Source organism: Mycobacterium sp. E2497 (assembly GCF_001668695.1).
Taxonomy (GTDB): Bacteria; Actinomycetota; Actinomycetes; order Mycobacteriales; family Mycobacteriaceae; genus Mycobacterium.
On record NZ_LZKD01000241.1, the window covers coordinates 42,369 to 63,684 of the forward strand.

Annotated in this window: 21 protein-coding genes; 8 read left to right on the forward strand and 13 right to left on the reverse strand. The window is 70.6% G+C overall.

Annotated features, from left to right (window positions below):
• The first annotated feature begins 62 nt into the window (after positions 1-62).
• The 4 genes from A5713_RS22665 (at position 63) to A5713_RS22680 (ending at position 2,931) form a co-directional block, all read left to right on the forward strand.
• Positions 63-308 (forward strand): DUF2510 domain-containing protein, encoded by a 246-nt coding sequence (locus A5713_RS22665; RefSeq protein ID WP_068098441.1) that lies wholly within the window; start codon positions 63-65, stop codon positions 306-308.
• A 452-nt stretch (positions 309-760) separates the two neighbouring features.
• A complete protein-coding gene (locus A5713_RS22670; protein ID WP_068098442.1) occupies positions 761-982 on the forward strand; it encodes an Rv1535 family protein in 222 nt (73 codons plus the stop codon).
• A 23-nt stretch (positions 983-1,005) separates the two neighbouring features.
• Complete coding sequence (locus tag A5713_RS22675) at positions 1,006-1,845, forward strand: dienelactone hydrolase family protein (RefSeq protein WP_068098443.1); 840 nt, start codon at positions 1,006-1,008, stop codon at positions 1,843-1,845.
• A gap of 42 nt (positions 1,846-1,887) precedes the next feature.
• Complete coding sequence (locus A5713_RS22680; protein ID WP_068098444.1) at positions 1,888-2,931, forward strand: LLM class F420-dependent oxidoreductase; 1,044 nt, start codon at positions 1,888-1,890, stop codon at positions 2,929-2,931.
• Between the two features lie 4 nt (positions 2,932-2,935).
• Here the strand turns inward: A5713_RS22680 and A5713_RS22685 are convergent, their stop codons facing one another.
• The 9 genes from A5713_RS22685 to eccCa form a co-directional block, all read right to left on the reverse strand.
• Entirely contained in the window at positions 2,936-4,273 is a 1,338-nt protein-coding gene (locus tag A5713_RS22685; protein WP_068098445.1) for a hypothetical protein, read from the reverse strand.
• A 2-nt stretch (positions 4,274-4,275) separates the two neighbouring features.
• Positions 4,276-4,605 (reverse strand): hypothetical protein, encoded by a 330-nt coding sequence (locus tag A5713_RS22690; protein WP_067925467.1) that lies wholly within the window; start codon positions 4,603-4,605, stop codon positions 4,276-4,278.
• Positions 4,606-4,648: 43 nt separating this feature from the next.
• Entirely contained in the window at positions 4,649-5,986 is a 1,338-nt protein-coding gene (glmM, locus tag A5713_RS22695; RefSeq protein ID WP_068098446.1) for a phosphoglucosamine mutase, read from the reverse strand.
• 149 nt (positions 5,987-6,135) lie between these two features.
• Positions 6,136-6,603, reverse strand: a complete 468-nt coding sequence (gene rpsI / locus A5713_RS22700) for a 30S ribosomal protein S9 (protein ID WP_369804512.1) — start codon at positions 6,601-6,603, stop codon at positions 6,136-6,138.
• A gap of 17 nt (positions 6,604-6,620) precedes the next feature.
• Positions 6,621-7,064, reverse strand: a complete 444-nt coding sequence (gene rplM / locus A5713_RS22705) for a 50S ribosomal protein L13 (protein WP_067918384.1) — start codon at positions 7,062-7,064, stop codon at positions 6,621-6,623.
• A 233-nt stretch (positions 7,065-7,297) separates the two neighbouring features.
• The gene (locus tag A5713_RS22710; protein ID WP_067918385.1) at positions 7,298-7,594 is read right to left on the reverse strand and encodes a WXG100 family type VII secretion target; all 297 of its coding nucleotides are present in this window, start codon (positions 7,592-7,594) and stop codon (positions 7,298-7,300) included.
• 16 nt (positions 7,595-7,610) lie between these two features.
• Positions 7,611-7,928, reverse strand: a complete 318-nt coding sequence (locus A5713_RS22715; RefSeq protein ID WP_067918393.1) for a WXG100 family type VII secretion target — start codon at positions 7,926-7,928, stop codon at positions 7,611-7,613.
• A 49-nt stretch (positions 7,929-7,977) separates the two neighbouring features.
• Positions 7,978-9,198 carry a type VII secretion-associated protein gene (locus tag A5713_RS22720; protein WP_068098447.1) on the reverse strand — a complete coding sequence of 407 codons (1,221 nt, stop codon included), beginning with the start codon at positions 9,196-9,198 and terminating at the stop codon, positions 7,978-7,980.
• Positions 9,195-12,884 carry a type VII secretion protein EccCa gene (gene eccCa, locus A5713_RS22725; RefSeq protein WP_068098448.1) on the reverse strand — a complete coding sequence of 1,230 codons (3,690 nt, stop codon included), beginning with the start codon at positions 12,882-12,884 and terminating at the stop codon, positions 9,195-9,197. Before eccCa ends, A5713_RS22720 begins: the two co-directional genes overlap by 4 nt.
• A gap of 92 nt (positions 12,885-12,976) precedes the next feature.
• On the opposite strand from eccCa, the gene eccD reads away from it, so the two are divergent.
• A complete protein-coding gene (eccD, locus tag A5713_RS22730; protein ID WP_068098449.1) occupies positions 12,977-14,386 on the forward strand; it encodes a type VII secretion integral membrane protein EccD in 1,410 nt (469 codons plus the stop codon).
• On the forward strand, positions 14,338-15,693 hold the full coding sequence (gene mycP / locus A5713_RS22735; protein ID WP_082973109.1) for a type VII secretion-associated serine protease mycosin: 1,356 nt from the start codon (positions 14,338-14,340) through the stop codon (positions 15,691-15,693). Before eccD ends, mycP begins: the two co-directional genes overlap by 49 nt.
• Here the strand turns inward: mycP and eccB are convergent.
• Complete coding sequence (gene eccB / locus A5713_RS22740; protein ID WP_068098451.1) at positions 15,658-17,028, reverse strand: type VII secretion protein EccB; 1,371 nt, start codon at positions 17,026-17,028, stop codon at positions 15,658-15,660. The genes mycP and eccB overlap by 36 nt on opposite strands.
• A 119-nt stretch (positions 17,029-17,147) precedes the next feature.
• Here eccB and A5713_RS22745 point away from each other — a divergent pair, with 119 nt between their 5' ends.
• Both A5713_RS22745 and A5713_RS22750 read left to right on the forward strand, forming a co-directional pair.
• On the forward strand, positions 17,148-18,002 hold the full coding sequence (locus A5713_RS22745; protein WP_068098452.1) for a cutinase family protein: 855 nt from the start codon (positions 17,148-17,150) through the stop codon (positions 18,000-18,002).
• Positions 18,003-18,059: 57 nt separating this feature from the next.
• On the forward strand, positions 18,060-18,680 hold the full coding sequence (locus A5713_RS22750) for a cutinase family protein (protein ID WP_068098464.1): 621 nt from the start codon (positions 18,060-18,062) through the stop codon (positions 18,678-18,680).
• On the opposite strand, the gene truA is transcribed toward A5713_RS22750, so the two are convergent.
• The 3 genes from truA to A5713_RS22765 form a co-directional block, all read right to left on the reverse strand.
• The gene (gene truA / locus A5713_RS22755; RefSeq protein ID WP_082973110.1) at positions 18,677-19,537 is read right to left on the reverse strand and encodes a tRNA pseudouridine(38-40) synthase TruA; all 861 of its coding nucleotides are present in this window, start codon (positions 19,535-19,537) and stop codon (positions 18,677-18,679) included. The genes A5713_RS22750 and truA overlap by 4 nt on opposite strands.
• Entirely contained in the window at positions 19,515-20,153 is a 639-nt protein-coding gene (gene rplQ / locus A5713_RS22760; protein WP_068098453.1) for a 50S ribosomal protein L17, read from the reverse strand. Before rplQ ends, truA begins: the two co-directional genes overlap by 23 nt.
• 107 nt (positions 20,154-20,260) lie before the next feature.
• Positions 20,261-21,304: a DNA-directed RNA polymerase subunit alpha gene (locus A5713_RS22765; protein WP_068098454.1), complete on the reverse strand. Its 1,044-nt coding sequence runs from the start codon at positions 21,302-21,304 to the stop codon at positions 20,261-20,263.
• Positions 21,305-21,316: the final 12 nt, after the last annotated feature.

The window sequence follows — 21,316 nt, forward strand, 5'->3', positions numbered from 1 at the left end:
GGGCAACCGGCCCCGCACTCCGCGGTGATGGCTAGCCCGCCCACCTGCACGAAAGTCCCGTTTTGACCGACCCCTACCGACGTTTCCAACTCCGCCCCAGCGAGCACACCGGCGCGGTCATCTTCTCGCAACACCGCAGCTACACCTTCACCGGAACCGTCGAGCAATGCGAAGCGGCCTACCGCGCCGCGCAGCCGCGCAACCGGGGGGCCGGCCACGCCCGCCGCCGTCGGCCCACCCCGGGGTGGTACGGCGACCCGCCGGGGCCCGGGCTCCGCTTCTGGGACGGGGACCGGTGGACATCGTGAACTAATCCACCCGGTTTGCCGCCGCACGGCCGCTGACCGTCCTGCTCATGCCGTCTACATAAACGATAGAAGCGTTTTCACCTGATGTATTCGTGGCGTTTTCATCGGCGTCATCGCTCCAGCAATTCAGCTACTTAACATTCTGCTTATCGGCTATGACTGGCAATCACGAAGCCAGCAGAAAGGACGGATCGTTGACGCCCGCATGATCGGTCAGCACCTGGGTGATCATGTGGTCGACCAGGATGAATGCGCGCAGCGCGACAGTAATTCTCAGCAATAACCGTTTAAGACAGACATCAATGCCGATCGTCCAGCTACCCGGTAAACGCGTTTCTCGCCGTACCTCTAATTCGGTTCGTTATAAATAGTCCAGGAACGCTTAAGCCGCCGGATAAGTAACCGTTAATAGATGTTAATCCGAAATTTCGCAGACCTTCAAGGGGAGAATCATGACTGCTGTTCTGTTCGACGATGTGGTGACTCTTTCGTCCGCTGCTGCGCCGAGCCTCACGGTGGCTCCGGCACCCAAGCCGGCGCCCAAGCGGCGGCACCGCGAGCCGATCGGCGGTGGCGACCCGATGGTGGACGCCGCCGCCCGGTTGCTCAGCATCCCGCTGCGCCACGTGTATGCGGTGCTCTGGCGGGTCGGCATGATCGAGGTCAGGGCCTAGCGCCGATGCGCTAACGTCGACGCGTGGCCCGCACCCGCAAGCTCGTCGCAGCCCTCAGCCGCCGTGGCCCGCACCGGGTTTTGCGTGGTGACCTGGCCTTCGCCGGTCTACCGGGCGTTGTGTACACCCCGGAGGCGGGGCTGGGATTGCCCGGGATCGCGTTCGGACACGACTGGCTCACCAGGGCCGCCAACTATTCGGGTCTGCTCGAGCATCTGGCGTCGTGGGGCATCGTGGCCGGCGCCCCCGACACCGAACGCGGCCTGGCCCCGTCCGTCCTCAACTTCGCGTTCGACCTCGGCACCGCGCTGGACATCGTGTCCGGTGTCCGGCTCGGGCCGGGCAAGATCAGCGTGCATCCCGCCAAGCTGGGCGTGGTCGGGCACGGATTCGGCGGCTCGGCCGCCGTGTTCGCCGCGGCCGGCATGCCGAAGAAGCTGGCGGCGGCGGCCGCGTTGTTCCCCGCGGTGACCAGTCCCCCGGCCGAACAGCCTGCCGCGACGCTGAAGCTGCCCGGGTTGATCCTCACCGCGCCGGGGGATCCGAGGTCGCTGAACTCCAACGCGCTGTCGCTGTCGCGGGCGTGGGACGCCGCCACGCTGCGCATCGTCAGCAAGGCCCAGCCCGGCGGGCTGGTGGAGGGCCGGCGGCTGACCAAGGTGTTCGGGCTGGCCGGCCCGAACCGGCGCACACAGCGCACCGTACGGGCGCTGCTGACCGGCTACCTGCTCGCCACGCTGGGCGGGGACAAGACGTATCGCGACTTCGCCGATCCGGACGCCCACCTGCCCAAGACCGATCCACTGGACCCCGATGCGCCGCCGGTCGCCCTGGAAGAGAAGATCGTCGCGCTGTTGAAGTGACGGGGTAATCGCCCACTGTCGCCGTCGTGGTATCTGTCGTTGATGCGAATCGGGATCGCCCTGGATTATTCGGGCGGGTTTCATCAGGGCGTGGACCGCGTGCTCGAACTCGAGAAGGCCGGCATCGACATCGCCGTGGTGGCCGAGGCGTACGCCTTCGACGCGGTGAGCCAGCTCGGCTACCTCGCCGCCAAGACGGACACCGTCGAGCTGGCGTCCGGGGTGTTTCCCATCTACATCCGCACGCCCTCGCTGCTGGCGATGACGGCCGCGGGGCTGGACTTCGTGTCCGACGGCCGATTTCAGCTGGGGATCGGCACCTCCGGGCCGCAGGTGATCGAGGGCTTCCACGGCGTGGAGTTCGACGCCCCGCTGGGGCGCACCCGCGAGATCGTGGAGATCTGCCGAAAGGTGTGGCGGCGCGAGCGGCTGCGGCACGACGGCAAGCACTACCAGATCCCGTTGCCCCCGGATCGCGGCACCGGCCTGGGCAAGGCCCTGCAGCTCATCAATCACCCTGTGCGCGAACGGATCCCGATCAGCATCGCCGCGCTGGGCCCGAAGAATGTCGAGCTGACCGCCGAGATCGCCGAGGGCTGGCAGCCCGTCTTCTACCTCCCAGACAAGGCGGCGTCGGTGTGGGGCGAGGCGCTGGCGGCCGGGACCGCCAAGCGTGACCCGGCGCTGGGCCCGCTGGACGTCATGGTGCACGCGTCGGTGGCCATCGGCGACGACGTCGACGAGCGGCTGGCGTGGGTCAAGCCGCAGCTGGGCCTGTACCTGGGTGGGATGGGCGCCAAGGGCCGCAACTTCTACCACGCCCTGGCGACCCGCTACGGGTTCGGCGAGGTCGCCGACCGTATCCAGGAGCTCTACCTGTCGGGCCGCAAGCGCGAGGCCATCGACGCAGTGCCCGACGATCTGGTGCGCGGCATGTCGCTGGTGGGCCCGCGCGGGTACGTCGCCGAACGCCTGGCCGCCTTCGCCGAGGCCGGGGTGACGACGCTGCTGCTCAGCCCGCTGGCCACCGACCGCGCCGAATCCGTCCGCTTCGTCGAGGACGTGCTCCAGCTGCGCCCCGCGTGAGCCGTCACTGCCCGGCCTGCGGAAGCTGGTCCGCGGCGATCTCGCACGGCGTCTTCGGTTCGGTCGCCGCAGGCCCCGGGCCACCCCCCGCGGGAGCGGCAGCCGGTGCGGGTGCGTCTGGCGGTGGGGCGACCGCCGGTGGCGCCGGGTCTGTCAGCGCCGGCGCATCCGCGGGCGGCGGCGCATCCGCGGGCAGCGGCGCGTCGACCGGCTGAGCCACCGCGTCGGGCGTGGCCTCCACCGCGTCGCCGACGTCTTCCGGTTTGGCGGGCTCGTCATCGGTGTCGTCGGCCCCAAACGGGTCCTCGCCGAAGGGGTCTCCCTCGCCGAAAGGATCGGTGGCTTCGGATCCGTTGCCCGCCGAGCCGATCAGCCCACCGACCGCGTCGACGATCCTGCTGGCCAGCCCGAGGAGACCTTCACCCCCGCCGAGCCCACCACCGGCGAGCCCGTCGCCCAGTCCTTCCCCGGGTATGCTGGCCGCGTCACCGAGCGTCGATCCCCAGTCCGGCTGCGGTGTGGGGGGAACAGGAGACGGCGCGACGGTCGCCGCGGTCGGCGCCGGATCCGCCGGCGGGGTGGCGGCAGCGGGAGTGACCGCCACCCGTGCTGCGGCGGGCGGGGCCGGCGGCAGGGGCTGGTAACCGGTCCCGAGGTCCCCGGGAGCTTCGAAGCGGGCGGCCGGCGCGGCGGCCATCCTGTCGGTGACCATGTCGTAGGAGGTCGCCACACCGTCGCGTGTCGAGCGCATCGTCGTCAGCCAGTCGTCGCGGATCTCGTTGTCCACGTAGGGCATTACAAGCTCCCGCACCACCCCTTCAGCGGCTGGCCGATCCCCCGCACCGGTCGTGACCGTCGCTGCCGCGGCCAACCAGGTTGGGCGCAGCGCCTGAGTGCGGTCGTCGATGGCGATGGCGGTCGCGACCTTCGAGTCGACCAGGTACCACAGGTTGTCGCGCAGTGATTCACACCGTTGCGCCGCCGCGCGCAATTCGGTGGTCACCGCGCTGGCGGCGTCGCAGTGGCGCTGAAGGAACCGGACGGCGGCTTCCCCGCCGGGCCCCGTCCACGCCGCGGCCAGCTCGGCCACCTGGGCGCGCTGCATCCGCAGTGCTTCGGAGACCGCGTCGCCCGCCGCCCGCAACTCCGCGCAGTCACGGTCGAGGGCGCGCAGGTCCAGGCCGTCTTCGGTGTCGTACCAGTCGTGGACCTGTGCGGGATGCGCCGTGAGGTCGGGGTGTTGGTAGCCCAGGGCGTGGCACGCCCGCACGTAACTCTGGGTGTGCTCGACCGCGGGCAATCCTTCGGCGAGGCGCGCGGCGACGTCCAACCGGTCGGCCATGATCAGGCGATCCGCGCCGCGGCATACAGTTCGGCGTCCGCGTAACGGTCGGCGCTGCCCCGGAGGGCGGCGGCGATCTCCACGGACCCGCGCGACCACTGCGCCACCTGCAGGGTCAGCCGCTCCAGTTCAGCGCGTAGCGCGTCACCGCGCGTGGTGTGCGCCCGCCCGGCGCAGGCCCCGCCGAAAGCCAGCCGGCCCAGCTGATCGCTGAGGGCGCGGTCGAGGAGGTCGGCGGCGGCGCGGAACTGATCGGCGACGCGGTGCGTCGCCGGGACGTCGATCTCGGTGCGCGCCACGGCGACCGGTCGTACTCCCCTGTCGAATCTCATGCCTAATCCGACGCCCGGACGCGCGCCCGGGTTCCGAGGAGATTCAGTGCGCGGCGCTGACCGCCTCGGCCACCCGGTTCGCCACGCGCTGGGCGACGTCGGCTTCGGGCGCCTCCACCATCACCCGGATCACGGGCTCGGTTCCGGAGGGGCGCAACAGGATTCGGCCGGTGTCGCCAAGTTCGGCCTCGGCGTCGCCGACCGCGGTGCGCACGGCGGGCGCGGCGGCGGCGGTGTCCTTGTCGGCGACGCGGACGTTGATCAGCACCTGGGGCAGCGTCTGCATGGGCGCGGCGAGCTCGGTCAGCGACGAGCCGGTCTGCACCATGCGCGTCATCAGCCGCAGCCCGGTGACGATGCCGTCCCCGGTGGAACCCAGCGCGGGCATCACGATGTGGCCGGATTGCTCGCCGCCCAGGCTGTAGTCGCCGGCCCGCAGCTCCTCGAGGACGTAGCGGTCGCCGACGCCGGTGGTGCGCACGGTGATCCCGGCGGAGCGCATGGCCAGGTGCAGCCCGAGGTTGCTCATCACGGTGGCCACCAGCGTGTCCGAGGCCAACTCGCCGGCCTCGCGCATGGCCAGCGCGAGGACCACCATGATCGCGTCGCCGTCGACGAGCTCGCCGTTGGCGTCGATGGCCAGGCAGCGGTCCGCGTCGCCGTCGTGGGCCAGGCCGAGGTCGGCGCGGTGGGCGATGACGGCGGCGCGCAGCGAATCGAGGTGGGTGGAGCCGCAGTTGTCGTTGATGTTCAGGCCGTTGGGCTCGGCGTTGATCGCGATGACCCGCGCACCGGCCGCGCGGTAGGCGCGCGGCGCCACCGACGACGCCGCGCCGTGGGCGCAGTCGACCACCACGGTCAGGCCGTCGAGGCGCAGCGTGCTGGCCTTGCTCAGGTGGCGCAGATAGCGGTCGTCGGCGTCCTCGGCGTCGATGACCCGACCGATCCCGGCGCCGACGGGGCGCATCCCGACTTCCGCGGTGAGCAGCGCCTCAATTTGATCTTCGGTGTCGTCGTCGAGCTTGCGGCCGCCGGGACCGAAGATCTTGATGCCGTTGTCGGGCATCGGGTTGTGCGACGCCGAGATCATCACGCCGAAGTCGGCGTCATACGCGCCGGTCAGGTAGGCCACCGCGGGGGTGGGCAGCACGTCGACCCGCAGCGCGTCGACGCCCTGGCTGGTCAGCCCGGCGATCACGGCGGCCTCCAGCATCTCGCCGCTGGCCCGGGGGTCGCGCCCGATCACGGCGACCCGCCGGCCGGGCCCGCCCGCGCTGGCCAGGTGCCGCGCGGCGGCGGCGCCCAGCTCGAGTGCCAGCTCCGCGGTCAACTCGCGATTGGCGACCCCGCGGACACCGTCGGTGCCGAATAGTCGACCCATGCGGAAAAACCTCTCACAGTTGGCGGTCGTTCACCTAACGTGCCCGTTCTTTTCTGACCGAAACGGGGCGCGTTTGGGCGCAGACACGCCGACGGAGGCGCGGGACGCCCCAGTTTGAGGCCCCGTTGCGGCCAGAACGTGATGGTTGATCAGCGCTTGCTGTACTGAGGCGCCTTGCGGGCCTTCTTCAGGCCGTACTTCTTGCGCTCGGTGGCACGCGGGTCACGGGTGAGGAAGCCGGCCTTCTTCAGTGCGGGCCGGTCCTCGGGCTGCGCCAGGATCAGCGCCCGGGCGATGCCCAGCCGCAGCGCCCCGGCCTGGCCGGACGGCCCGCCGCCATGGAGCAGGGCGAAGATGTCGAAGCTGTCCACCCGGTCGACCGTGACCAGCGGGGCCTTGATGAGCTGCTGGTGCACCTTGTTGGGGAAGTAGTCCTCCAGGCTGCGGCCGTTGAGGTCGAACTTGCCGGTGCCGGGCACCAGGCGCACCCGCACCACGGCCTCCTTGCGGCGGCCGACGGTCTGGATGGGCCGGTCGAACACGAAGGATTCGGCGGCCGCGGGCGCGGGCGCCTCGGCCGGGACGTCCGGTGTTTCCGGGGTGGCCGTGGTGTCCAGGGCCTCGGTCGTTTCGGTCACTGGGCCACCTGCTTGATCTCGTACGGAACCGGCTGCTGAGCGGCGTGTGGGTGCTCCGGGCCGGCGTAGACGTGGAGTTTGCGCTGGATCTGACGGCTGAGCTTGTTCTTGGGCAGCATGCCGACGATCGCCTTTTCGACGACGCGGTCGGGGTGCTTCTCCATCAGCTCGCCGGTGGTGCGCGAGTGCAGACCGCCGGGATACCCCGAGTGGCGGTAAGCCAGCTTGCTCTGCAGTTTGTCGCCGGAAAGGGCGACCTTGTCGGCGTTGATGACGATGACGAAGTCACCGCCGTCGACATTGGGGGCGAACGTCGGCTTGTGCTTGCCGCGCAGCAGGGTGGCTGCCGCGACGGCAAGGCGGCCAAGCACTACGTCCGTGGCGTCGATGACGTACCACGACCGCGTGGTGTCACCCGCCTTTGGCGCGTAGGTGGGCACAGCGCTTACCTTTTCTTTCTCGAGGTGGATCCCGGGTCGAGCCGGGTGCCGGTCAGGCGTTGGCGGTGGGTCCAGAAGGAGGGGTTCTCGGCGACCGACATTGACCCGAGACCCGGCGTACCGCACGCCAACCGAGCAGCTTACCGATGAGCGTCCCCGCAGGTCAAAATGACTGTGTGGTCCCAGCGGCTCTCCTCCGCCGGGACCACACAGACGATCATGGGTGCGTGCGGCTACCGACCCCAGACGCCGGCCGCCCGCCGATCGGCGTTCGCCACCTCTTCGGCGCCGTCGCGCACCGCGTTTCCGAGCTCGACCAGGATCTCGTTGAGCACCGTCGCGGACTGGTGCCACTTCTGCTGCTCGACCTGGTAGGCGGCGGCCGCTTCGCGGGTCCACAACTGCTGCAACGGGGCGATCTGCGACCTCAGCTCCTCCAGCGCGGCATTGAAACGGGCCGACGTGGTGTGGATCTGCTGGCGCACCGAATATTCGATTTCGCCGAAGTTATAGGACAGCGCCGATTCCACGGGTGAACCCTTTCGACTAGAGGTTTCCGCCCGCGGCGGCGATGTGGGTCGCGTGGTCGTGGCCGGCCTCCTGCAGGGCGGCCGCGTTGTGCCGGATGGTCTCGCCGATCGCATGCAGGACGTGATAAAGCCGCAACGACTCGGCGTTCCAGCGATCCACCACCTCTTTGAACCGCCCTGCGGCGGCCCCGCCCCACACCGACGGCGGCACTTCGCTCATGCGGCCGATGAACGCCTGCAGCATGGCCCGGATCTCCTCGTTGCGGGCGTCCGTGGTCCCGGCGACCGACCGCATCAGGTCGAAGTCAGTGCTCAGTGTGTTCGGTGTAGCCATACTCAATTCGACCGCGTCGACGCCCTTTCGGTTCCATCCGATCCGGAGTTCATCCGATCGCGTGCGCCGACCGCACCGCCTGCTCGCAGACAGCACGGACGGCCTCTTCCTTGCCCGGCCGGCTCTGGCACCCAAGGCTGATCCGCACCGGCCCGTCCAGCAGCACCGTCCACCGCACCTCGTGACCGGCGCGGACTTCGCGGTACGTCACCGCGGGCCTGCCGGCGCTGGTCCCGGTGGGATCGAAGTCGACGAACGATCCCGCGGGCTCCGCGTCGATGGCGCGTCTCAATCGCTCGGCGGTGCCGCTCAACGTTTCGGCGGTGACCGGCGACTGTGTGACGTGCAAGGCCACTTCGGGATCCGACGGCGAGGTGACTTGCACTCGCGCCGATCCCGGCCCGCCGGTCACCCGCTGCGTGGGCCAGCCCGCCGGCACTGTCACCGCCACCCGGCCCTCGACGAGAAACGTGGTCGGCGGCGCGTCCACCTGCGGTGGGGCCGACGCGCCATGCCGGCCAACCAGGGCCGGGGCCGCCGCGGCAAGCACCATGGCGGCCGCGCCGAGGCCGCCCAGGGTCCGCGCGCGGCCCGGGGCACGATCGCCGCGACCGCGTGGCCCGGCCGGCTCGTCCACATCGGACACCGCCGATCGGGCCAGCCGGGCCAGTCCTGCGTCGTCGATGTGCAGCGCCGTCCGTCCGATGCCGCTCGCGCCATGGGCGATCGCCGCGGCCAGAGCCGGCGCCCCGGGGACCTCGCTCGGCGCGTCGATGAGCACGACGTCCCCGGGGATGCGCGCGAGGGCGGCCAGCACCTCGTCGGCTACGGGGCGCGGGGGGCGGCGCGGTATGGCGACGACACGATCACCACCGATCACCACCATCCCGCCGGTGATCTCCACGAGCGTCGGTTCGGCATCGGTATGGGCGGCCCGCCTGAGCAACCACGACCGCGGCCGCACGAGCGCGCCGTCGGACACGGTGGCCGCGGCCGAGCTCAGGATTTTGATGCGCGACGACGGCCACCAGGATGGGTGCAGCACGACGGCACCCTTGCCGTCCTTGCAGATCGCCGACCGCAGGGCGGCGGTCCACAGCGAAGCCACCGCAACCGGACGCTCACCCACCAGCGCCACCGGATCGTCGATCGCGCCAAGCGCCGCGTCGACGACCTCGGATGGCGCGCCGTCGACGACCGCACCTGTGCCGCAACATAATCGACGGATCGTGGCGGGACCGGCCTCGATGACGGCGCGATGCGCTTTCACGGCGCGCTCCAGGCCACCTGGACAAGCTGTTCGTCGCCGTCACCGGTGAGCAGGACACCGCGTCCGGGCGGCAACCGCGTGGGGCGACGGGAGCCGAACGGCACCTCCTCGCCGGGGAATCCGCTCATCATCAGCGTCGTGCAGCCAAAGTCGCGCAATCCGGCCAGCAGAGGCTCGAACATCGCGCGCTCGGCACCGCCGCTCCGCCGGGTTATGACCAGATGCAGGCCCAGATCGGTTGCGTAGGGCAGGTATTCGGTGAGCGGCGCCAACGGGTTACCGGCCAGGGTGGCGACCAGTTCGTAATCGTCGACGACGAAATAGATGTCCGGACCGGACCACCAGGACCCGGTAGCCAGTTGCGCCTGGGTCGCGCCGGGCGGAGGCATACGCCGCCGCAGCAGGTCGAGCAGATCTGGCAGCAGTGCGGCCAGCGCGCCGGGTGACGTGGCGTAGCCGCCGAGATGCTCCGACTCGACGACACCGAGGAGCGAGCGCCGGAAATCGACGATCACGACACGGGCTTGCGTCGGGCTCTGCGTCCGGACGATCTCGCGGCACAGCGTCCGCAGCGCCGCGGTCTTCCCGCACCCTTTGTCGCCGAGCATCAACAAATGAGGCTGCCGGTCGAAGTCACACGTCACCGGCTGCAGCCGACGCTCGTCGATGCCCAGGAGGATACGGTCGCCCGCCCGGTCCGCGACGGTGTCACGCTCCACCCGCTCCGGAAGCAACGGAATCGGCGGCGCAACGGACTCGCTCGGGCCAATCTCGGCCAGCGGCAAGGCGATCATCATGTGCGACCCGTCACCGCAAAGACCGCGGCCCGGTCTGCCATGGGGCACATGTTGGGCCGCTTTGCGGTCCAACTCGGAATCGGCGGGGTCACCCAACCGCAGCTCGATGCGGGTGCCGATCTGGTCCCTCAGGGCCGGCCTGATCTCGGCCCACCGCGACGCCGCCAACACGACATGCACGCCGAACGAAAGCCCTTGACTCGCAATGGCGATGACCGATGCCTCCAGCGTTCCGAATTCCTCACGCATATTCCCCCAGCCGTCGACGACGAGGAACACGTCCCCGAACGGATCGTCCGCGAACGCCTGGTGCTGCACCCGAAGGCGACGGTATTCCGCCATCGAGCCGATTCCGCGGTCGCTGAAAATGGCTTCCCGCGAACGGATGACCGACTCGCATTCGGCAACGATCCGCGTGACGAGCCGCGGTTGGGTCCTGCCGGCAACCGCGCCGACATGCGGGATCGCGCGTGTCGACGTCAGCATTCCGCCGCCGAAGTCCAGGCAGTAGAACTGCACCCGGTCCGCCCCATGAGTGGCCGCCAGCGCCGTGACCAGGGTGCGCAGCGCCGTCGACTTCCCCGATTGGGGCGCTCCGACGACCGCCACATTGCCCGCGGCACCGCGCAAATCGATCAACAGCGGCGTCCGCCGCTGCTCGAAGGGACGGTCGACGATGCCGAGGGGAACCGTCAGCTCGCACCGCGCGGGCATCCCGTCGCGAAGCACCGCATGCAACGCCGGCGCCGCGTCCAGCGGTGGCAGCCAGACGGGGTGCGCGGGCGGCCCGTGACCGGCCAGCCGGTCCAAAACGGCCTGCAGGACCGTCCGCTCCGACGGCACACCGGCCCCTTGGGCGCGGGTGATGGCGCCGACCGTGTGAGTGCCGAACCGCTGCACGGAAGCAGTCGCCACGGGCCCCGCGTCCGGTGCGTGGGCGGCGGTCGGTCCCGATACGTACGCCGAGGAGAAGCGGATCAGCTCGCCCACGCTCGTGCGCAGGTAGCCCGCCCCCGGCTCGTTCCCCAATTCGTACGCATCGAGCGTTCCCAGCACGCCGCGTGATTCGCTGGGCGACAGGGTTTTCAGGCAGATCCGATAGGACAGGTGGGCGTCCAGTCCCCGCAGCCTGCCCTCGTCGAGCCGCTGGCTGGCCAGAAGCAGGTGCATGCCCAGTGACCGGCCGAGCCGCCCGATCGCCACGAACATGTCGGCGAAATCCGGGTGCTGGCTGAGCAACTCGGAGAACTCGTCGACGATGATGAACAGGGTGGGCAGGCCCGGTGCTGCCGCACCCGCACGGCGCCTGGCTTCATACGCCACGGCGCTGACGCAGCCCGATTCGCGCAGCAGCCGTTGCCGGCGATTCATTTCACCGGCCAGGGCGTCGCGCATCCGAGCCACCAGCGGGGCCTCGTCGGCGAGATTGGTGATCACCGCCGCCACGTGCGGAGCACGCGCGTAATCGAGAAACGTTGCGCCTCCTTTGAAATCGATCAACAACAGATTCAGCTCAGCCGGAGGATGGCGCGTCATCATGCCCAGCGCGATCGTGCGCAACAACTCCGACTTGCCCGACCCCGTGGCGCCGACGCAGAGCCCGTGCGGGCCCATGCCGTTTTCGGCGGCTTCCTTGATATCCAGTTCCAGCCGCGCGCCGTCGGCACTGGTCCCGATCGGGACGCGGAGCCGATCGCGGTGGACTCGGCTCCGCCACGTCGCGACAGGATCGAATCGGCTCACGTCGCCGATCCCCAACAGGGCCGGCCAGTCCGCGCCGTCCCCGCCGTGAACGGTCGCGCCGGCCCGGTATCTCGCCAGCCGGCGGGCGCATACCAGCGCGTCCATGGGCTCCATCCGGTCCGGCCGCGACGGCTGATGAGTCTCATCCGCAAGGATCACGGTGACCGGCGTCCCGGCAGGACCGCCGCCGAGTTCGACGACGGTCGCGCCCGCGCACCCGGCGACAGTCTGGTCCACGTCGGCGACCAGCACCGCGTGCGCAGGCCGCGCGCCGGCGAGCGCGTCGTGCGCCTCCCCCACGCTGCGATAGACCATCCGGACCTCGCCCACCGCGTCCGACGCGGCCGGGTGTTGGTTGTGCGGCAGCCATTTCAGCCACTCCCACTCCGAGCGGTTCCGGTCGCTGATCACCGCGACGATCAGTAGCTGATTCGGGGGATGCAGGACGGCGAGTTGGCAGAGCATCGCGCGCAGCAGCCCGCGCGCCGCGGTCACATCACCGTCGATCCTGACGCGCGGACTTCCGCGCAGGCCGACGACGATCGGTGCGACGATCGTGGAATGCGTTGCCAGGAAGCGACGCAAGGCGGCCACGGTGACCGGATCACCGGACTCGGCCACCGGTGGGGCTACCAAAGGGGTGGCGAGCGGCTGGGCTCCGATTCCCACCCGGACGACGCAGAAGTCGGGATCCGCCGCTCGCCGCTCCCACATCCTGGGCCCACCGATCAATGTCCACAGCGCGTCCGGGTCGGGGTGACGCCAGCCCAGCGAGAGACGCTGCGCGGCGGCGGTTTCCATGACCGTGGCGCGCAGCCTACTGAGGTATCCGAGGTAGTCGAGGCGAGCGGCTTCGATGCCACCACTCCGGCGGCTGGTACGCCCGGACAGGACGGTCACGAGCGACGAAGCCAGCATCATGACGGGGAACGCCAACAACATGGGAGGGCGGCCGCCACCCGGCCCTGACCGCAACGCCGCCGCCATGACCCCCACCCCGGCGAGCCCCAGCACGGCCGGCAACAGGAGGGGCAAAAGGCGGGCTGCCGCCAGATGCGGTGGGTCGGGCGGCGCTTCGACGACGAGGTCCGCGGTAGCCACCGCAGGCGGTGGCCGCCGCGCCACCGGCACGAAACCTTGGGTCATCCCGTCCTCCCGTTGGACGCACGGTAGGCAGCACCGGCGACGACGACAATTCACCTGTGCACAGCGGCATACCCGAAGCCCGAAACCTGGCTATGTTCACGGCATTCCAACCGAAGGGGCCACCATTGCGTGCAACCGATTCGGGGCTGTGCCGTGTCTCGATCCACTCCGGCGCCGCCGCCGCCGACCTGGCACTCCCGGCCGGGATTCCCCTCGCCGTGCTGACCCCGTCGATCGTGGACCTCCTGGACGCCGGCGATGCCGGCGGCGACCTGTCCGCCCGGCGCTATCACCTGTCACTCCCCGGGTCCGCCGCTTTGGACCCGTCGAAGACGCTCGCCCAGAGCGGAATTGCTGACGGCGACGTCCTGCTGCTGAGCCGGCCGTCGGCTCCGCCGCCCGCCGCTCGTCACCACGACGTCGCGGAGGCCGTGTCGGAGGCACTGGTGGCGGATCACAAGGCGGACGCGCGGCGTCGACTGGCGGCCCGGATCGCGGGTGCGATGACCGCGGGCGGCCTGACCGTCGTCGGTGCCCTGGCGCTGGCCCGAAACGTTCCCGGCGCCCACGACGCCCACGCCACGGTGGGGGTGACGACGGTCGCGGCGCTGTTCGCCTTGCTCTCCGCCGCGGTCGCCCACCGGGTCTACCGGGACGCGGTCGCCGGGCTGGCTCTCAGCGCGATCGCCACCGCGTTCGCAGGGGTTGCCGGGTTCCTGGCGGTTCCCGGCACCCCGGGTGTCTGCCATGTCCTGCTGGCCGCGACGGCCGCGGCCGCCACCTGCGTACTGGCGACACGATCCGCCGGCCGCTTCGTGGTCGCGGTGACCGCGGCGTCGTGCCTCGCGACGGTTGTCGCGGTGGCCGCGTTGGTGGGCGTGCTCACTGCCGCCCCGCCGCACACCATCGGCGCGGCATCGGCACTGGTGTCGCTCGGCCTGCTCGGGGCTGCGGCACGGGTATCGGTCGTCTTGGCGGGTTTGTCACCCCAGCTCCCGCCGACCCCGGACGCCGACAGGACCGGCGCCGAGGCGCGCCTGGCGGCCCAAACGCTCCGCGCCGACGCCTGGCTGTCGAGTCTCCTCGCGGGGTTTTCGTCATCGGCGGCCGTCGGTGCCGCCGTCACCGTGGCAGCCGGAGCGCCCCGCCTGTCGTGCATGGCGTTCGGCGCCATCACCGGCGCATTGCTACTGATGCGGGCGCACTCCAGTGACAGCAGACGGATGCCGGCGTTCGTCGTGGCCGGGATCGGAGTCGTAGGAACAACCTTCGGCGTTGCCGCCTTCAACACCTCGGGGCGCGGGCCATGGCTTGCCGCGGGGACGGCAACGCTGGCCGCCGCGGCGATGTACCTCGGCTTCGTCGCTCCCGCGATATCGCTGCCGCCGCTTGCCCGACGAAGCGTCCAGGCGCTGGAGTGGCTGGCGCTGGCCGCAATGGTCCCGCTGACCTTATGGGTCTGTGGGCTCTATGGCACCGTCCGGGGATTGAATCTCGCGTGAGGGGGTCGCGCGGCGCGCGCATCCTGTCGGCGTTGGCACTGGTGGCGGTGGTGGCGGTGGTGGCCACCGGGATACCACCGGCGCAGGCGATTTCGCCTCCCAAGGTCGACGACCAGTGGTTACCGAAGCCCGCCCGCCCTGCCCCACCGTGGCCCACGGTGCAACGCGAGACGTGCGCCACGATGACGGCGGGGTCGGCGCCCGACCGGCCGGCATTGCTCCCTGAGCTGGCGCGGGTGTGGCGGCTGACCCGCGGTGCGGGGCAACGAGTCGCGGTCATCGACACCGGCGTTTCGCGCCACCGCCTGCTACCCGACGTCGTGCCCGGCGGCGACTACGTGTCCACCGGCGACGGCACCCAGGACTGCGACGCGCACGGCACCCTGGTGGCCGGGATCATCGGCGCGACAGAGGATTCGACGGCGCCAGGCTTGAGCGGGATGGCGCCCGAAGCCACCTTGATCAGCATTCGGCAGTCCAGCCCCAGGTTCTCCCCCGCCAAAGATCGGTCCCGCGCAGGTGTCGGTGACGTCGACACCATGGCGAGAGCCGTCCGCACCGCCGCGGACCTCGGCGCATCGGTGATCAACATCTCCTCGGTTGCCTGCGTTCCGATCGCGTCGGCGCTGGATGACCGCGCACTGGGCGCCGCGCTGGCCTACGCCGTGGACGTCAAGAATGCGGTCGTCGTGGCCGCGGCGGGCAACACCGGCGGAGCCGGGCAGTGCCCGCCCCAGCGCCAGGATGCCGGCTGGGACAACGTCACGGTCGCGGTCAGCCCGGCGTGGTACGACGACTACGTGCTGACGGTCGGTTCGGTGGATGCCGCGGGTGCGCCATCGGCATTCACGCTTGCGGGCCCCTGGGTGGACGTCGCGGCCCCCGGCGAGGCGGTGACGCCGCTGGGCTCGGAACCGGTGTCCGGCACCAGTTACGCCGCACCGGTGGTCAGCGGGCTGGCCGCACTGATCCGATCCCGGTTCCCGGCGTTGACGGCGCGCCAGGTGATGCAGCGCATCGAGTCGACGGCGCATCACCCACCCGGGGGTTGGGATCCGCTCGTCGGCAGCGGCACCGTCGACGCGCTCGCGGCCGTCAGCACCGATGCCGGTCTCGCCGCGACCACGCCGCCACGGGCGCCCGCGCCGATCGCCCCGCCGGCGCCGGTCGCGTCGCCGGATGCCCACGCGCGGAACACCGCGTTGCGCGGCACCGCCGGCTGCCTCGCCCTACTGGGGATGGCGCTGGCCGCCGGGCTGGCCGCGAGCCGCCTACGGGCTCGGCGGCACCGAGTCGCGGGCGATTGAGGCCTTCTCTTTGCTCAGCTCCGGTCCCGCCGGCAGCACCCCCAGGACCGACCAGGGCGCGGGATTCGGCACAGGCAGCCCGAGGGCGCGCGCGGCGTCGTCATCGTGGATCGCGAACCGCACCCCGCTGTCGGTGACCAGGTAGCGTGCGCCGACGCGCACGTAGGCGCTCCGGCCGGGCGGCACGTACACGGCGTCCAGCGCGGGGCCGTGGCCGTCGGCCTGTGACAAGGTCAGCGGCGTATGACCGGCCGGCAGTGGGAGCCCGCCGCCGCCGAGGAACGTGACGCCGGATCGCCCCGGCGCCGCGGCCTGCCAGGAGACGCACAACGTGCCGCCGTCGTCCGAGAGTGCCGGCGCCCGGTCCGGGAAGCCGGCCACCGGCAGCGAGTCGACGATCGGAGCCGCGCGGATGGCGTCGGGTGCCACCGTGACCACGTTGGCGGTGCTCCGGGAGTTGCCGAAGCGCAGCAGATCGGCAGCCACCTCTCCGATGCGCTGGACCCCCGCGGCCAGCACGACGTAATACTCGTCACCCCCGGCCCGCACGACGCGCACCACGCTGCCCACCGCAAATCCGGGCATCGCGGCCGCCTCGTCGCCGGCGCCGCGAATCCGGAGCGCCCTGATCGGCGGCGCCTCGGGAATCGCGTTCAGCAACGACGGCGAGACGGTCCGCGGCGTGCGCCCTTCCAACCGGAGCGCGCGCACCACCGCGGCGTCGGCGACATCTACCACCGCACGCTGACCGTCGTAGAGCAGGTAGGCCGGCGAACCCCCGGTGGGTGCGACCAGAAGGGCCTGCCCGGAACCTGGGCGGGGGATCGTCGGCTCGTCGGTCCGGCCGACGATCACGGTGGTCGCGCCGGCCCCCGCCGCATCGCAGATCCTCCACGCCGACTCGTCCGCCGCCAACGGCCGGCCGATGAGTTGGGGCGCGCCCGGGATGCCCAGCAGCGGCCCGCGTTTGACGCGCGCCAGGTCCGCCTCGGGCACCGGCCGGGGGTTGGCGGCCGTCGCGGCGATCAACCGCGCCGACGCTAGGTTCAGCACCGGGTGCCAGGTGTCGCCGACCCGCACATACAGCGCCCCGGACTCTCGTCCCATCACCAGTTGGGCGTCGTCCAGCGCCACCCGTGGCCGCAGCAGCGCGACGAGCGTGACTCCCGCGACGGCGATCGCCGCCAGCACGGACCCGACCGTCAGCGCCGCCGCCGGCGCACGCGAGCGGGCGACGAGGGTGTGGATGTTTCCGCCCAGCAACGCGCACTCGATACGGCGCAGCAGGAATCGGTAGCCGCTGATGTGCAGCCACGTGGTCTGCTGAGCCGGCACCGATCCCCCAGCGTGCGTAGTCGTTGCGCACACGGTAGAGCGGCCGGCCGAGGGGCCGCTTAGCTGATCCACAGGTCAGCGAACTTTCGAACCGTGCTTAGGGTAGGTAAAGTTACGGCGTGTTTTCTCACCGGATAGGTCGCTGCGTCGGGCTTGGGGGCTCTGCGCTGGTCACCGCGTCTGGCCTGCTGTTATCCCCCGCCGCGGCGCCGGTCGCGCAGGCGTTCGACTGCCCGGACGTCGAGGTGATCTTCGCCCGCGGCACCAACGAACCGGCCGGCCTGGGCCGCGTCGGCGACGCGTTGGTGGACTCGCTGCGCCAGCAGACCGGCCTGAACATCCTGCCCTACGGCGTGAACTACGCCGCCAGCAAGCTGCAGCTGCACGGCGGCGACGGCGCCAACGACACCATCGACCGCGTCAAGAAGAGCGTGGAAACGTGCCCCAACACCAAGATCGTGCTGGGCGGCTACTCGCAGGGCGCGTCGGTGATGGACATCGTGGCCGGCGTCCCGATCGGCGGCATCAGCTGGGGCAACAAGCTGCCAGAGCAGTACGCCAACAACATCGCGGCCGTCGTCACCTTCGGTGACGTGGCCGACCGCGCCGGCGGCACGCTGCCCACCCAGAGCGCGCTGCTGGGCTCGAAGGCCGCCGACTACTGCAACCCCAACGACCCGATCTGCCACGCCGGCCCCGGTAACGAGTGGAGCGGGCACACCGAGGGCTATGTCCCCGTCTACACCACCCAGGCCGCGGCGTTCGTCGCCCAGAAACTGGCCGGCTCGAGCCCGTCCAGCCCCGCGTTCGGGCCGCCGCTGGGCCCCGTCCCGAACCAGCCCGGCGCCACGCCGTCGCCGGTGTACGGGCAGCAGACCCCGCCCGGGTCGCCGCCCTCGATCCACGGCGGAACCGACCCCGCGCCCACGCCGGCGGCGCCGACCACGGTGACACCGCAAGCACCTCTCGTCTGAATCGTTACTGGCGCGAGACCAACGCGCCCCTAACATCGTGGGGTGCGGCTCATTCCGTTGACGCTGGGCGCCGGGCTGCTCGCGGGCGCCGCGATAGTGGTTGCTCCCCAACTGCTTCCGCAGGCCTTCGCGTCCTGCCCCGGCGTTGAGGTGGTGTTCGCCCGCGGAACCGACGAACCGCCCGGTGTCGGCAAGGTCGGCGGGGCGTTCGTCAACTCGCTGCGCCAGCAGACTTCCAAAAGCGTTGGCTCGTACGGGGTAAACTACCCGGCGAACAAGGACTTCCTGGCCGCCGCCGACGGCGCCAACGACGCCAGCAACCACATCCAGCAGATGGCCGGCAATTGCCCCAACACCAAGCTGGTGCTCGGCGGGTACTCGCAGGGCGCCGCCGTCGTCGACATCGTCACGGCCGCACCGCTGCCGGGCCTGGGCTTCCGCCAGCCGCTGCCGCCCGCGGCCGCCGATCACGTCGCGGCCGTGGCGCTGTTCGGAAATCCGTCGAGCCGGGCGGGCCAGCTGATGAGCGCCCTGACCCCGGAATTCGCCGGCAAGACCATCGACCTGTGCAACCCGGGCGACCCGATCTGCTCACCCGGCACCCGGTGGGCGTCGCACCTGAGCTACGTGCCCGGATTGACCAACCAGGCCGCCGATTTCGTCGCGAAGAAGGTTTAGCGGGTGCGCAGGTCCCGGGTGATCAGGTTGCGCGCCTCCAGCTGGTCATCGGCCGGATAGTCGACGCCCACCAGCGTCAGCCCGTGCGGCGGCGCGGCCGCGAAGTCGCTGGATCGGCTTGTGGCGGTGAGCAATTCGCGGCACCACGACACCGGGCGGCGGTGTTCGCCCACGGCCAGCAGCGCCCCCACCAGCGAGCGCACCATCGACCAGCAGAACGCGTCCGCGCTGACGTGCGCGGTGATCTGGTCGCCGTCGCGTGACCACTCCAGGCGCAGCAGTTCGCGAATGGTGGTGGCGTTCGGGCGATGCCGGCAGAACCCGGCGAAGTCGTGCAGTCCCACCAGCTCTCGCGACGCGGCGGCCATCGCGTCCACGTCCAGGGGACGCGGCCAGGCGGTGACGTAACGGGCCAGCTGCGGCTGCACCCCGTACGGGGCGGTCGACAGCCGATACACATAGTGGCGCCGCAGGGCCGAGAACCGCGCGTCGAAACCCGCTGGGGCGCGGGCGATGCCGAGCACCCGGACGTCGGTGGGCAAAAACCGGCCCAGCCGGCGCACCAACGGCTCGAATTCCGACTCGCCCGCGCGCGACGAGCGCGGGTAGGCGTACTGCAGCGCGTCCGATGGCACATCGACGTGGGCCACCTGGCCCGTGGCGTGCACACCGGTGTCGGTGCGCCCGGCAGCCCGCAGCCGCATCGGCGTGCGGAAGACGGTGGTCAGTGCCTCGTCGAGCACTCCGGCGACGGTGCGCTGGCCGGACTGGGGCGCCCAGCCTGCGAATTCCGTTCCGTCATAGGCGATGTCGAGCCGCAGACGGACGGCGTCGCTAACTCTCGTCAGCCTCGTCAGCCTCGGCGGCCTCTTCGGCTTCGGCCCGCGCGGCGACGGCCTTGTCGGCCTTCTCCTCGGCCTTGGCCTGGGCTTCGGTGGCCTCGCCGGCGTCGCCGGTCTCAGGGGCTTCGGCCGTCTCGGTCACCTCGTCGGCCGTCGGGCCGACGGCTTCCTCGGGCTCGACCGCCGCCTGAGGGGCTGCCGCCGCGGCGACGGGCGCGTCAGACTTCTTGGAAGCCTTGACGCGACGCGCCCGGTCCGCCTCGGACGTCACCGTCTTCTCCCGCACCAGCTCGATGACCGCCATCGGGGCGTTGTCGCCCTTGCGCGGCTCGACCTTGATGATGCGGGTGTAGCCGCCGTTGCGGTCGGCGAAGAACGGCCCGATCTCCGCGAACAGGGCGTGCACCACGTCCTTGTCGCGGATCTTCTTGAGCACCTCTCGCCGGTTGTGCAACGAGCCCTTTTTCGCATGCGTGATCAGCTTTTCCGCATACGGCCGCAGGGCGCGCGCCTTGGGCTCGGTCGTCTTGATCCGGCCGTGCTCGAACAGCGACGTGGCCAGGTTGGCCAGCAGGGCCTTCTGGTGCGAAGACGACCCGCCGAGGCGGGGGCCCTTGGTGGGCTTGGGCATTGCACTATCTCCTCATTGGGGGCCGGCCCCCGTATCAGGTAGGGCCGGGACGGGCTTCTGTTGTAGGTGTCCGGTTCCTCAGCGGCCGCATCGTCACCGGACGGCCTTTACAGCTGTTCGGTTTCCGCGTAGTCCTGGTCGTCGTAGGCGCCTTCGGTGGACCACGTGCCGGTGGCCACGTCGTAGCCGGCGACCTGCGACGGGTCGAAGCTCGCCGGGCTGTCCTTGAGCGACAGGCCCAGCTGGTGCAGCTTGACCTTCACCTCGTCGATCGACTTCTGACCGAAGTTGCGGATGTCGAGCAGGTCGGACTCGGTGCGGCTGACCAGCTCGCCGACGGTGTGCACACCCTCGCGCTTGAGGCAGTTGTACGACCGCACCGTCAGGTCCAGGTCGTCGATCGGCAGCGCGAACGAGGCGATGTGGTCGGCCTCGGCCGGCGACGGCCCGATCTCGATGCCCTCGGCCTCGACGTTGAGTTCGCGTGCCAGGCCGAACAATTCGACCAGCGTCTTACCGGCCGACGCCAGCGCGTCACGCGGGGTGATCGAGCTCTTGGTCTCGACGTCCAGGATCAGCTTGTCGAAGTCGGTGCGCTGCTCGACACGGGTCGCGTCCACCTTGTAGGTCACCTTGAGCACTGGCGAGTAGATGGAATCGACCGGGATACGGCCGATTTCGGCGCCGGAGGCCCGGTTCTGCACCGCCGGCACGTAGCCGCGGCCGCGCTCGACGACGAGTTCGACCTCGAGCTTGCCCTTGTCGTTCAGCGTCGCGATGTGCATCTCGGGGTTGTGCACCGTGACACCGGCGGGCGGCACGATGTCACCCGCGGTGACCGCGCCCGGGCCCTGCTTGCGCAGGTACATGGTGACCGGCTCGTCCTCCTCCGAGGACACCACCAGGCTCTTGAGGTTCAGGATGATCGCGGTGACGTCTTCCTTCACCCCGGCGACGGTGGTGAACTCGTGCAGCACGCCGTCGATGCGGATGCTGGTCACGGCCGCGCCGGGAATCGACGACAGCAGCGTCCGGCGCAGCGAATTGCCCAGGGTATAACCGAATCCGGGCTCCAGGGGCTCGATGACGAACTGCGAGCGGTTGTCGGACAGTACTTCTTCCGACAGTGTGGGTCGCTGAGAGATCAGCATGGTGTTTCTTCT